This is a genomic window from Raoultibacter massiliensis (genome assembly GCF_900199545.1).
Taxonomy (GTDB): domain Bacteria; phylum Actinomycetota; class Coriobacteriia; order Coriobacteriales; family Eggerthellaceae; genus Raoultibacter; species Raoultibacter massiliensis.
Map to the genome: position 1 here is coordinate 912,057 of NZ_LT962671.1, position 13,250 is coordinate 925,306.

12 protein-coding genes are annotated in these 13,250 nt (G+C 60.0%); 10 read left to right on the forward strand and 2 right to left on the reverse strand.

Annotated features, from left to right (window positions below; genetic code table 11):
- The first annotated feature begins 2 nt into the window (after window positions 1–2).
- The 3 genes from C1719_RS08060 to recO all read left to right on the forward strand — a co-directional run bounded on the left by C1719_RS08060 (window position 3) and on the right by recO (window position 3,503).
- Complete coding sequence (locus C1719_RS08060; protein ID WP_102374632.1) at window positions 3–1,154, forward strand: C39 family peptidase; 1,152 nt, start codon at window positions 3–5, stop codon at window positions 1,152–1,154.
- 153 nt (window positions 1,155–1,307) lie between these two features.
- The gene (locus C1719_RS08065; protein ID WP_102374633.1) at window positions 1,308–2,723 is read left to right on the forward strand and encodes a PASTA domain-containing protein; all 1,416 of its coding nucleotides are present in this window, start codon (window positions 1,308–1,310) and stop codon (window positions 2,721–2,723) included.
- A gap of 6 nt (window positions 2,724–2,729) precedes the next feature.
- Window positions 2,730–3,503, forward strand: a complete 774-nt coding sequence (gene recO, locus C1719_RS08070; protein WP_102374634.1) for a DNA repair protein RecO — start codon at window positions 2,730–2,732, stop codon at window positions 3,501–3,503.
- A gap of 44 nt (window positions 3,504–3,547) precedes the next feature.
- Here recO and C1719_RS08075 read toward each other — a convergent pair whose 3' ends face one another.
- Together C1719_RS08075 and C1719_RS08080 are read right to left on the reverse strand one after the other, a co-directional pair.
- On the reverse strand, window positions 3,548–3,793 hold the full coding sequence (locus C1719_RS08075; RefSeq protein WP_102374635.1) for a TIGR03905 family TSCPD domain-containing protein: 246 nt from the start codon (window positions 3,791–3,793) through the stop codon (window positions 3,548–3,550).
- Window positions 3,794–3,828: 35 nt separating this feature from the next.
- Window positions 3,829–4,416 (reverse strand): C39 family peptidase, encoded by a 588-nt coding sequence (locus tag C1719_RS08080; protein WP_245874435.1) that lies wholly within the window; start codon window positions 4,414–4,416, stop codon window positions 3,829–3,831.
- A 514-nt stretch (window positions 4,417–4,930) separates the two neighbouring features.
- Here C1719_RS08080 and C1719_RS08085 point away from each other — a divergent pair.
- From C1719_RS08085 to dapB, 7 genes are all read left to right on the forward strand, one after another.
- On the forward strand, window positions 4,931–5,626 hold the full coding sequence (locus C1719_RS08085) for a response regulator transcription factor (RefSeq protein ID WP_102374636.1): 696 nt from the start codon (window positions 4,931–4,933) through the stop codon (window positions 5,624–5,626).
- A 14-nt stretch (window positions 5,627–5,640) separates the two neighbouring features.
- Complete coding sequence (locus C1719_RS08090) at window positions 5,641–6,744, forward strand: sensor histidine kinase (RefSeq protein WP_102374637.1); 1,104 nt, start codon at window positions 5,641–5,643, stop codon at window positions 6,742–6,744.
- A 24-nt stretch (window positions 6,745–6,768) separates the two neighbouring features.
- Window positions 6,769–7,020, forward strand: a complete 252-nt coding sequence (locus C1719_RS08095; RefSeq protein ID WP_245874436.1) for an ATP-binding protein — start codon at window positions 6,769–6,771, stop codon at window positions 7,018–7,020.
- Window positions 7,021–7,128: 108 nt separating this feature from the next.
- The gene (locus C1719_RS08100) at window positions 7,129–9,336 is read left to right on the forward strand and encodes a transporter substrate-binding domain-containing diguanylate cyclase (protein ID WP_180963526.1); all 2,208 of its coding nucleotides are present in this window, start codon (window positions 7,129–7,131) and stop codon (window positions 9,334–9,336) included.
- Window positions 9,337–9,514: 178 nt separating this feature from the next.
- Window positions 9,515–9,802, forward strand: a complete 288-nt coding sequence (gene rpsO, locus C1719_RS08105; protein WP_102374639.1) for a 30S ribosomal protein S15 — start codon at window positions 9,515–9,517, stop codon at window positions 9,800–9,802.
- Between the two features lie 185 nt (window positions 9,803–9,987).
- A complete protein-coding gene (locus C1719_RS08110; RefSeq protein WP_102374640.1) occupies window positions 9,988–12,204 on the forward strand; it encodes a polyribonucleotide nucleotidyltransferase in 2,217 nt (738 codons plus the stop codon).
- Window positions 12,205–12,455: 251 nt separating this feature from the next.
- Window positions 12,456–13,220, forward strand: a complete 765-nt coding sequence (dapB, locus tag C1719_RS08115; RefSeq protein WP_102374641.1) for a 4-hydroxy-tetrahydrodipicolinate reductase — start codon at window positions 12,456–12,458, stop codon at window positions 13,218–13,220.
- Window positions 13,221–13,250: the final 30 nt, after the last annotated feature.

A 13,250-nucleotide genomic window follows, 5' to 3' on the forward strand; every position in this document is an offset into this window, starting at 1 on the left:
TCATGGACGATCGCCGGACGACTCCCGATGCCGAAGAAGCCCGTAGAAGGGCTCGGGAGCGGCTTGCCGCCCGGCAGGGAAGGATCGCGTCGGAAGAGGGCAGGCGCACTGGGGGCGAAAGGCCCGATCGCGCAAGCGGAGTGCGGCGGGCTTCCTCTCGGCGGCAGCCCGATCGGATGGAGGCAGGGCGATCCGGCATCGGTGGCGTCCTCGAAGCGGCGTTCGGGGCGGTCTCGTCTGCATTCGCGGCGCAGAACCGCCGGCTGGTCGTCGTTGCCCTGCTCTGCATCATCGCTTTGGCCATGCTCGCGGTAGGGGCGTCGAGTTGCGTGCGCGGCTGTTCGGCCGAACAGGTTGAAGGCGAGGAGCCGGTTCAAAGCGAGCAGCAGGAAACCGGCGAGGGGGCTGTGCCGACGCCGGTGTCGCTTCCCGAAGGACTCGATGCCGACTTGGCCTCCTCGCTTGAAGCCGCTGCGGCAAAAAGCGAGGATGTCGCCTGGATCGCGAACCACGCCGCCGATTATGCGGTCGATGGCGATGTGGTCCAGTACAAGCTTCTCAAGCTTGCCGTCGAGGAACCTGAAGCCGTGGCGTTCGTCAAGGGCTTTCCCGAATCCTATCCCGCCGATGCGGCGACTCCGTACGAAGGCGAGCTTCAAGCAAATGCGGTGCCGCGCCTCTATCAATGGGATACGCGCTGGGGCTACACCGTGTACTCGTCGACGACGTTCGCGCTGACGGGCTGCTGCCCGACTTCGCTTTCCATGGTGTACATGGGGTTGACGGGAAAGACGGATCTCACCCCTTACGATATGGGGCTCCGCGCGCAAAACGGCGGCTACATGACGGAATACAACGGAACCGACGACGCGTTTCTCGTCAACGAGGCGGCGAGCCTCGGGTTGGCGTGTGCCGAGATCTCGGTGGACTCCGATGTCCTGCGCAGAGAGCTGGAAGATGGGAAAGTCGTCATCTGCAACGTCGGTGCCGGCGATTTCACGACAGGCGGCCACTACCTCGTCATCACTTCGATCAACGACGACGGAACGCTGAACGTCAACGATCCGTATTCGGCGGAACGGTCGGCGAAAACCTGGGATGTCGATCAGGTCGTAGGGCAGACGAAGGCCCTGTTCTCGTATTCGCTGGCATGAGAGGTTCCTTCTTCGGCAAGGCGTGGCCGGGACTTGCCGGTCGCTTAATCGTGGCGTTTTTCTAGCCGCAGGCCAAATGCTGGTTTCCCGTATACGCAAGCGTACGCGTTTCGGCTACAATACATCCGAGTAAATTGAAAAGGGAGCCGATGCATGAATTGTCCGAAATGCAGCTTTGAAAACATACCAGGGGCCAAGTTCTGCAGCGAATGCGGGTCGCCGCTTACCGATAGCGGAAAGATCGCCGGCTTGTCGGTTGATCGCAGTGCGGGCGCAGAAGCGCCGCGAGGCGATCTCGACACCTCCAAGATCCCCGACATCAAGATACCGGGGATAAACGCCGACGAGGAGGATCCGAGCGGCGATATCCTCGATCAGACGGGTGACGACGGGTTCGATTTCGACCCTATCGACGACGAGGAGCCCGAGTACGGCGATTGGGGCCCGTATGCCTACGATCCGGACGGCGATGCGGAGACCAAACGCATACAGGATACGAGGGGCATCGACGAATTTCTCGTAGAACCCGGATACGTGCCGCCCGCGGCCGTCTGGAAGACCGGCGATACGATGGAAATGCCGAAGGTCGAAGGCGCTGCGGCACCGGCGAAGAAGGAGTTCAAGGCTCCCGATGCCGAGAAGAAGCGCGGCGGCAAGGCGAAGCTTGTCATCATAGGGCTCGTCGCCGTTGCGATCGTTTGCGCAGCAGCAGCGGCCATCACCTACTCCATGGAACTATGGGGCGGAAAAACGATACCCAACGTCGAGGGAATGCAGAGCCAGGAGGCGATCGACGAGCTCGAATCGCTCGGGTTCTCCGTGAAGACCGTCGATGTGAAATCCGACGATAAGGAGGGCCGGGTTCTCCTGATGGACCCCATGGCCGGCAGCCGAATGGAAGAGGGCGTCGAGATCGTTTTGAGCATAGCGGCAGGGCGCTATGTGCCGAACGTCGTCGGCATGACGCAGGATGAGGCGGCATCGGCGCTTGCAGCCGAGGGGTTCGAGAACGTGGAGATTGCAACCGAGAAGTCGAACGAGGCGGAAGGAACCGTGCTTTCGGTCGATCCGGCAGCGGAATCCAAGGCGATCTCGACTCAGAAGATAACGGTGACGGTTGCCGAAGCCTATACGGTCCCCGATGTTGCGGGCATGTCGGAATCCGAGGCGCTCCAGGCGCTGTCCGATGCGGGTTACGAAGCGTATTCGGTGTACGTGTATTCCGAAAGCCCTGAGGGAACCGCCATTGGAACGGAACCCGAGAGCGGAAGCAAACTCGATGCCGGCTCCCAGGTTGCCATCCAGGTTGCGAAATCGCGCGCAAACGAACTCGTCGCATTGGCGAACGAGTATCTCAATGGAGCGGGTACGATCGAAATCGGCGGTACGACATACGAGATTGCATCCGTCGACGGCTCGGCCTCATACAAGGGCGATAATACGACGGCAAGCGCGGTAAGCGTACGGGCGATGACCACGCTCGACGGCGAAACGGTTTACGGATCGCTCAAGCAGCGCACGGTGACGATCGTCTGGAGCGATTCGAACGACATCGAAAGTATTTCGTAGGCGCATATGGCGGCGGGGACCTATAGGGCGCGCGTCATCGTTCTTCGAAAAACCAAGCTCGGCGAAAGCGATCTGGTGCTCACGCTGCTTTCCGAAGACGGATCGCAGATAAGGGCCGTCGCCAAAGGCGCGAGAAAGCCCTCGAGCCAGTTCGCCTCGCGACTCGAACTCTATTCGGTTGCGGATGTGCTGTTTGCAGGCGGGAAAAGTCTCGATATCATAAAAGAAGCCCGCCTCGAGCGGGCTTTCGGACGCATTCGAAGCAGCATGGAACACGCTGCGGGCGCTGCGGCGATGGCCGAGCTGCTCGATCGCGTCACGCAGCTCGGGCTTGAAAACACGAGGTTGTTCGCCCTTACGGAGTCGGCGCTTGCGCATCTTGACGAAGCCGACGCGCCCATGGTTTTGGCGATCACTGCGGCGCACATTCTCAAAGCGCTCGCCTTCGCGGGTTTCAAGCCGAGCCTTACCACCTGCGTATGCTGTGGCAGAGACGTCGATATCGCCGTCCGTGATACGATCGTGTTCGTCTCGTATGCCGAGGGCGGAGCGATCTGCGCGGCGTGCGCTCCCCGAAACGAGACGATACGACTGCGTTCCGAGATCTGTGCGTGGGCGAATGCGCTGCTCGTTTCGACCTTTGACGAGATAGCCGCATACGACATCGATCTACCCACATCGTTTTCGGTACTCCAGCTCTGCCAGAGCTGGGTTCGCGAACATGTGGGCGCGAACCTCAAATCGCTCCAGTTCCTCTTTACAAGCGGATTGTTCGAGTGATCGATCGGGCGCCCATCCGAGTCGGGGGGAGTCCCCGGCTCCCTTTAAGCTTCTTGGGCTTTTCTCAGTCCTCGAACCAGCTGATCGACGCACGACGTCGGCTTGCGACCGCAGGTGTTTCCCTCGAACAGCTCGGCGACTTCGTCGATCGTCATGCCTTCGACTACCTTGGAGATCGCTTTGAGGTTTCCGTTGCAGCCCCCTTCGAAATCGACATGGGAAACGGTATCGCCGGAAAGTTCGATGTTTATGGCTCGCGGGCAGACGCCCTGAGGTATGTAGGTGTACATGGTGCTCCTTGAACGGCTCGTCTCAATCGCACCTATTATATAAGCGAATAGCTCCACAGCGCGCGACATTGTCCGATGACGGTATCGAAACTCCAGGCTTTGGCGCTGCGTTCGGGGCTGTTGGGGTCGTGGATCACGAGATTGCTGTTCTTATCGATGTCGGTGATGACGATGAAGTGCCCCGTGGTCGTGAAATCACCGGGTCCCATGCTCGCGATGATGGGCCGTCCTTTGACGAGTTCTCTTCTGATGCTCTGCTCGTCGGCTCCAACCTCGGTTGCGGCAAGGCCCAAAGACGCGGCGCCTTCGGTCATGAAAAGCCATGCGGTTCCATCGGGACCGGCGTAGCCTCCCTTCGTTGCGAGTTCGGCCATGGCGGCCGGATCTTTGTCGGTCGCGCCCGTCAGGGCGATGTAAACCATGGCCATGCAGGTCGGACCGCATCCGCTTTCGCCGAAGTGGTTCTCGGCGTATCTGATGTTCGACCATGCGGGATCAGTCTGGTACAGAAGCGGGACGCTGCCTTTTTCCCACTGCGCCATCGGCGTGCTCTGCGCCGTCGCTGCCACAGGACTTCTGTATGCGGCATCGGCAACGGGCAGGTTGCCCTGGATGGCCTGCATCGAAAACCATCCCGCGAAACCGACGGCCGCAACGAGGATCAGGGCTGCGACCGCAGTTGCGGGCGATCGGGTCGACGAGCGGCGCGATCGCCCGCTGTAGTTCTGCTGAAAAGGGGTGCCGGCGGAAGCCGGATGGGCGCAGCGGCGATCTTTTGCGCTATAGGCTGCGTGTGCGTTTCGCGGTTGCCGGGGGTGGGCGTGCGGGGGGTTGCAAGCGTTGCGGGATGCGGGATGCGCGGCGCGCGCATAAGCCGAATGCGGCCTTGCCTGCTCGCATCCGCTTCGTGCGCCCTGTTGCCCGGCGTTTCTTCTTGGTTGCATGGCGTCCTCCCTGCATCTCGGATAAGCGGTCGATTGCGGGCCCGCCCGGTTCGGTTCGCTGCAAGCGGGCCCGAATCGAGTATCGCTCGTCGCATGGATCGCGTCCCAGAAGAAGGAGTAACCGATTCCTTAATTTTTCCTTAAATGTTGTGTATGCGGCGCTATCAACGAATTCGGACGGTACAATTGAGCCATGGAAACGACTTCCCACATATGCGTATGCGATGACGAGGCGGCTATCGCCGATCTTGTCGGAAAGCTGCTGGCCGACGAGGGATACCGCCCCTCGGTGTGCTATTCGGCCGCTCAGGTTCTCGATTTGATGACGCGCGATCGCTTCGACCTCGTCATCCTCGACATCATGATGCCGGGAATCGACGGGTTTACATGTTGTCGGGAAATCAGAAAGAAAAGCCAGGTCCCCGTTATCTTTCTGACTGCAAAAGACGAGGAGATCGACAAGGTGGTCGGCTTCGAGCTGGGGGCGGACGATTACGTTGTGAAGCCCTTCAAGCCCCGCGAGCTCATGGCGCGCGTGAAGGCTCGGTTGCGGCGCACCTCGGTCGATGCGTCGCGGGTGCAGGCGCAATCGGTGCTCGAAGCGGGAGGCGTCACCATCGACGAGGCCGCCTACACCGCAAGCGTGCTCGGCGAGGAGCTTGCGCTTACTCCGAAGGAATACGCGATCCTGCTGTGCTTGGCCAAGCAGGCGGGAAGGCCCGTTGCATCGAGCGAGCTCTTCGAAGCGGTTTGGGGCGAGCCTGCCAGCGTGCAGGGCAACAATACCGTTATGGTGCATATACGGCATCTGCGCAAGAAGATAGCCGCAATCGATTCGTCCCAAGAATACATTGAAACGGTATGGGGCGTTGGATACAAGCTCGGATAGGGCGGTGCACGCTTATGTCTAGCACATATGCCAACGATCAGACCAAAACGCTCCGGCGCTCGATTTTGTGGCGCACCATACTCAACGCAGTGCTCTTCACGGCGGTTTACGCTGCCGCCGTCTTCCTCGTCGAGCTGTTCAAACCCGCGCTTTCGAACTTCGTTTTCTATACCGTGCTCGATGGAGTGGGTTACACGCTCTACAACCTGCTGTCCTCGCTTTACTACCTCGTCGCTGCAGGCGTGTACCTCATCGGCATGATCCTCGTCATCCGTGCGGGCATCAACCGTGCGCTTCGGTATTTCGATGCCCTCTTCGAAGCTGTCGAGGGCATGCTCGTCGAAGAGGGCTCTCCAATCGATTTACCGGCAGAGCTCTCGTCGACCGCCCTTGCGCTCAATGGGATACAGGCGGAGCGAGAACGCAGCGAACGGGCCGCCAAGGCTGCCGAGCAGAGGAAAAACGAGCTGGTCGTGTATCTGGCGCACGATATCAAGACTCCCTTGACTTCGATAATCGGATACCTGACGCTTCTTTCCGAATCGCCCGATATGCCGATCGAAACGCGGGCGCGCTATGCGAACATCACGCTTGAGAAATCCTATCGGCTCGAAGAGCTCATCGAGGAGTTTTTCGAGATTACGCGATACAATCTGCAAACCATCCCCGTCGAGCGCAGCCGATTCGACGTCACGCTGTTCTGCCAGCAGGTCATCGACGAGTTCTACCCCCAGGCTTCGTCGCGCTCGCTCGAGATCAAGCTCGAGGCACCCGACGAGCTGCCGACGTTCGCCGATGCGAACAGGCTTTCACGCGTGTTCAACAACGTGCTGAAAAACGCGCTTTCCTACGCAGACGAGGGAAGCGTTGTGGAGGTTCATGTGGGGGAGAGCGTGATCGGTACGGTGAACTGGCTCAAAATCATGGTTGTGAACAGGGGTCGCGAGATAACGCCCGAACATCTTGACCGCATATTCGAGAAATTCTACCGAGGCGACGATGCGCGCACGACGGCGTCGGGCGGGGCGGGGCTTGGCCTTGCGATCGCGCGGGAGATCGCCCGTGCGCACGGCGGGGGCCTCACGGGCTGTCTCCTCTACTCCTCCTCATGGGTATGAGAGACAGGCCGGNTGGGGGAGAGCGTGATCGGTACGGTGAACTGGCTCAAAATCATGGTTGTGAACAGGGGTCGCGAGATAACGCCCGAACATCTTGACCGCATATTCGAGAAATTCTACCGAGGCGACGATGCGCGCACGACGGCGTCGGGCGGGGCGGGGCTTGGCCTTGCGATCGCGCGGGAGATCGCCCGTGCGCACGGCGGGGACATCACGGCTGCGAGCGAGAACGGCATGACGAGTTTCGCCATCTGGATTCCGCAGGCGGGGTTCTAGCCCATCTGAAGGAAGCCCGTTCGACGGGGTCTGCGCCCGTTTGCCTTCCGCATCGATCTTTCGGCTTGGATGCCCGTCGATTGCGAAAGCCTGCTATACTGAATGATTATGAAAGAGATCATCGATAAAAACGGTTCACGGCGAATCGCCTTGTTGCTGGCGTGTTTTGTCGCACTGGTTTCGACGATCGCCGTCTGCGCGCTTTCGTCGATGACCGTTTCTGCCGAATCGGCTTTCGCCGAGGAAGACGCCGCATCGCAGCAGGAATCCGAAAACGTCGACGGCGATGGAAGGCGTGTCATCCGCATCGCGTTTCCCCAGCAAAACGGTCTGACCGAAACGGACGACGACGGCACGAGATCGGGCTATACTTTCGAGTACCTCGAGCAAATCGCCCAGCAGACGGGATGGCGCTACGAATACGTTACCGTCGAAGGCGATATAAACGAACAGCTTGTCGCGATGCTCGATATGCTCGAATCAGGTGAGGTCGACATCATGGGCGCCATGAGCTACAGCGATGCTCTCGCTGAAGTCTACGATTTCGCGATCAAGCCCTACGGCTACGCGCATACGGCGCTTTTCGCAGCGGACGGCAATACGGCGATCACCAACACGAATGTCTACGAACTCGATCATGCGACGGTTGCCACGAACGGTCCTTCTCCGACGAGCACGGCCGAGCTGAAGACGTTCTGCGCGATGAACGGAATCGAGCTCGACATCATTCAAGCCGACTCGTCCGGAGATGCAGTCGATCTCGTTGTGCGGGGGGAAGCCGATCTTGCCCTCGGGGTCGATATCAGCCCGCTGCCGGGCCTCCATCCCGTTGCAACATTCACACCGAAGCCCTTCTACTTTGCAACGACGAAGGGGAACAAAGAGATCGTGGCGAGCATGAACGAGGCGATAGCAAGCATCGACAGCGCAGAACCGCAGCTGCAAAGCAGCTTGTACGATAAATACTTCGGCATAGACGAGACCGTGTACGGGTTGTCCGACGATATGAAATCCTATATCGAACAACAGGGAACCACCAGGGTCGGGTATTTCATCGGCGAGGCGCCGATCCAAGATGCCGACGAGGAAACGGGCGAGTTGGTGGGGGCCGCGAAGGGCGCGCTCGATTACGTATCGGAGTATACGGGCCTGTCGTTCGAGGCGGTCGCCATACCGAACGGCATGCCCGTCGACGAAGCCATCGAGGCGCTCGATCTCGACATGGTGGTCGGGGTGTCCCACGATTACGAGCTTGCGCGCGAGAAGAACCTGGCGTTGAGCACCCCGTACCTTCGATCGCTCAAGTGGCTTGTCGTCCGCAACGGCGTCGATGCGAGCGATCTTTCGGGCAAGAGGGTCGCCGTTGCGGCGAACCGCGCGGCTGCCGAAGGCCGAATCGAAGACTCGATCGTGTACGACACCGTGCAGGAATGCTTCGATGCCGTTGATCGGGGCGAAGCCGATTACACGTATGCCGACGGCTATATCGCGCCCTTCTACATCAGCGGCGGCCAGTACAGAAACATTACGGCGTTGGCCGAAACGGGCGGGGTGGAGAGCAACGTATGCTTTGCTGTTCCCGCGTCTTCCGATACGACGCTTTTGAAGATCCTCAACAAAGCAATCCAGGTCATGCCGACCGGTGCGACCAACGCGAGCATCTACGGCCAGGTTACGCAGATGCAGAAAATGACTCCCGAGCGCTTCGTGAAGGATTTCGCGATCGAGATCATCGTGGTCAGCTTGATTCTCGCGGCGATCATCATCGCGCTCCTCGTGTTGTACGCGCGCACACGCTCGAAGGCGTTGACCGTGGTGACGGCCGAGAAGGACCAGCTTGAAATGAAGGCTGAGCGCGACGACCTGACCGGGCTTCTCGGCGTGGGGACGTTTCGCGATCGTGCGCGTGAAATGCTCGCTCGCGGCGAGGTGGGCGCGTTCATCGTCGTTGATATCGACGATTTCAAGTTGGTGAACGATACGCTCGGCCATAGAAAAGGCGACGACACCCTTGTAGCCCTTGCCGATTCGCTGCGCCAGGCGTTTCGAAACGACGATCTGCTTTGCCGTCTCGGCGGCGACGAGTTTGCAATCTGCGTCAGGGGGAGCATCGATTCGGAAACGCTCGAACGGCGTTGTTCGGCGCTGCAGGATCTTGTGGAGAAATCGACCGGGAGCCTGAGAAGCGATTATAGCGTGAGCATCGGCGCGACGCTTGCGCATCGCTCCGATCGTTATGCAGATCTGTACGACCGCGCCGACAAGGCGATGTACTATGCGAAAAGGAACGGAAAAAACAGCTTCCACATCGAATAACGCGGTTGTGTTCTGCCTGTGTGCAACCGGCGGCGCCCAATTTGCACGCTTGCCCGCGAAACGCAAAACCGATACACTATGCAGGTTGCCAAAAGGCAGCGCTACTTCGCCCTTGGTTCGCATGCCTGCCTGCTTGCTTACCCAGTGCGAAGCGAACGAGAACTGAGAAAGGTGAAACATGGCCAACAAAGACAGCATTTCGAAAGAGCGCACCGCAGAACTCATCAAGGAGTTCGGCAAGGACGAGAAGGATTCGGGTTCCGCTGAAGTCCAGGTCGCAATTCTCTCCGAGCGCATCCGCAATCTGACAGAGCACCTCAAGGAGCACAAGAAGGATCATCACACGCGCCGGGGTCTCATGATGCTCATCGGTAAGCGCCGCAGCCTCCTCAAGTACATCAAGAACCGCAACATCGAGGAGTACCGCACACTGATCAAGAAGCTCGGCATCCGCGACAACATCTAAGCTAAGCATGAGCCCGCATCCGCGGGCTTTTGTATAGGGGCTTCGCGAATCGTGGGAGGCCCGATCGGTCGGAGACGCAAGGGCGTCTTTGCTCGTGGCAGCGGGAAATCTAAGTACCCGCACAGCCGAAGAAGCCTTCGTGCAATAGGGTGCGGGGGATTGCAGAGAAAGAAAGAATCAGCACTATGGAAAAAATTGTCGAATCATTCGAGCTGTACGGAAAGTCGTACAGATTCGAAACCGGCGAACTGGCGAAGCAGGCAACGGGTGCCGTACTGGTCACTCAGGGCGATACCACCGTTCTGGTAACCGCCGTCGTGGGCAAGGAGAAGCCCGATTACGACTTCTTCCCCCTGACTGTCGACTTCATCGAGAAGATGTATGCAGTCGGTCGCATCCCGGGCGGCTACCTCAAGCGCGAGGCCCGTCCTTCCGACAAGGGAACGCTCACCGCCCGCATGATCGACCGCCCCATTCGCCCCGGCTTCCCCGACGGCTACAAGTACGAAGTGCATGTGGTAGCCACGACGTTCGTCGTCGATAGCATCAACCCGCCCGATTGCATCTGCGTTGCCGGCGCCTCTGCAGCGCTCATGGTGGGCGGAGCGCCGTTCGACGGTCCCGCTGCGTGCGTGCGCATTGCGCGCGACATCGATTCGGGCGAGTTCATCGTGAACCCCACGTTCGAGGAGCAGGAGAATTCCGATCTCGAGCTTACCATCGCCGGCACGGCCGACTACATTTCGATGGTCGAGGCCGGAGCCGATGAGATCTCGGAAGAGGACATGCTCGCGGCTATGACGTTCGGGCAGGAGGCCATAGCGGCATTCTGCGAGAAGCAGGCCGCATTCATCGCGAAGGTCAATCCCGAACCGATGAGCTACAACGTCCACGAAGCCGATCCGTCCATCTCCGCTCGCGTCGAACCTTTCCTCGACCAGATGTCCGCTGCGCTCAAAGATGCCGACAAGCATGCGCGCATGGACAAGGTTGCAGAGCTGAAGGATTCCATCAAGGCGAACGAGTTCTCCGAAGAGGAGCGCGCGGCCTGGGGAAGCGACATCGCGGCGGAGCTCAAGAAGCTCGAGAAGCATGCGATGCGCGCAATGGTTATCGAGACCGGCGAGCGCGCCGACGGCCGCACGCCCGAGGAGATTCGTCCGCTGCATATCGTTCCCGGCTACCTGCCCCGCGTCCACGGTTCCGGCCTGTTCCAGCGCGGTCAGACCCAGGCGCTCTCGATCTGCACGCTCGGCATGCTCAACGAATGGCAAAGGCTTGACACGATCGATCCTGCCGAGGGCAAGCGCTATATGCATCAATACAACTTCCCGCCGTATTCCACCGGCGAGACGGGTCGCATGGGTGCTCCGAAGCGCCGCGAGATCGGCCACGGCGCCCTCGCCGAACGCGCGCTCATCCCCGTTCTTCCCGATGAGGATGAATTCCCTTACGCGATTCGCGTGGTGTCCGAGGTTCTCGAGTCCAACGGCTCCTCTTCGATGGCATCCACCTGCGGTTCGACGCTTGCGCTCATGGACGCCGGCGTTCCGATAAAGCGCCCGGTTTCCGGCATCGCCATGGGGCTCATCAAAGAGGGCGATGACGTTGTCATCCTTTCCGACATCCAGGGCATCGAGGACTTCCTCGGCGACATGGACTTCAAGGTATGCGGAACCGAGATCGGCATCACGTCGCTTCAGATGGACAACAAGGCAAAAGGTCTTTCGGTCGACATCCTCGCCCGCGCGCTCGCGCAAGCGAAAGATGGGCGGGCGTTCATCCTTTCGGCCATGCTCGACGAGATCGCCGAACCGCGCGAGCAGCTTCGCGATACTGCGCCGCGCATCGAGACCATCCATATCCCGGTTGACAAGATCCGCGACATCATCGGCACCGGCGGCAAGGTCATCCGCGGCATTCAGGATGAGACCGGCGCAACGATCGAGGTGCAGGAAGACGGCACCGTGCATATCGCCGCCGTCGAAGGCCCCGCAGGGGAGGCGGCGAAGGCCATCATCCTCGGCATTGTGAAAGAACCCGAGGTTGGCGAGGTGTACGACGGCGAAGTCGTGGGCATTAAGGACTTCGGCGCATTTGTGAAGCTGACGCCTGGCAAAGACGGCCTTCTGCATATTTCGCGCATGGCCAACGGACGCGTCGCCAAAGTCGAAGACGTGCTTTCGCTCGGCGATATCGTGAAGGTCGAGGTCATCGAGGTTGGAGACAACGGGAAGATCTCGCTCGACCGCGTCGATAAGCCCGACGCTCCCGCATCTTCCGCTTCCGACAACCGTCCCGGCCGCAGCGATCGCAAAGAACGCACCGATCGCAGCAACGGAGGAAATTCCGGCAAAAGCGAGGGCGGCAACAACGGACGCACGCCGCGCAGGCGCCACTAAAGCCGCGCAGCCGCAGTTCGCGATCTGTTAACGGGCGGGTCTCGCATCGAATGGGATGCGAGACCCGTTTTTTGCGCGGGAAGCATCGGGCATCGACGCCCTTTACCGCATGCATCGGCATGCGCAAGCGGAGACAAGGCGAAAGGCGCGTCACTGAAACAGCCTGCGGGCATCGGTTACCGATGCGAAACATCCGACGCCTCCCGCCCGTGCTACCATAGCTTCGTAAAACGAGAGACAGGGAGTCGTCGATGATACGGGTTGCAATAGCCGGTTGCGCGGGGCGTATGGGAAAAACGGTTGTCGAAGCGGTTGGCGCCGCTGACGATATGGAGGTGGCGTGCGGCATCGATCCCCATGGGTCGGACGCGGCTTTTCCCGTATATCCCGATGTCGAAGCGGCGGTGGGGGGAACCGAGTTCGATGTTCTGGTCGATTTCACGCAACCCGATGTCGTAGCGGGAAACCTGGCCGTCGCGCTGCCTGCGGGCATCGATTGCGTCGTGGGCACCACGGGGCTTTCGAACGAAACGCTCGAGAGGCTCGCGCAAACGGCAGCGGGAAAGGCATGTTTGTTCTACGCTCCGAACTTCACGACCGGTGCGGTGCTTATGATGCAGTTTGCCAAGGCCGCCGCGCCTTATTTCCCCGAGGCCGAAGTGATCGAGTTCCACCATGCGAACAAGAAGGACGCACCGAGCGGCACGGCGGTGCGAACGGCGCAGATCATCGGCGAATCCCGCGGATTCGAAAGCTCGGCGCCGGGATCGGAAACCGAGATCGCAGGTTGCGAGGGGGCCCGAGGCGCTCTGGTCGACGGCGTGCCCGTCCATTCGGTTCGGTCGATGGGCTATGTGGCAAGTCAGGAGGTCGTGTTCGGATCCATGGGGCAATCGCTCACGATCCGCCACGACTCGTGGGATCGAACGTCCTACATGCCCGGCGTACTGCTCGGCATTCGCAGCGTCGGCGAGCAGGAGGGCCTCATTGTAGGTTTGGAGAACTTCATGGCCTAAGGCGTACATACGTGGCATAATTCAATGTCA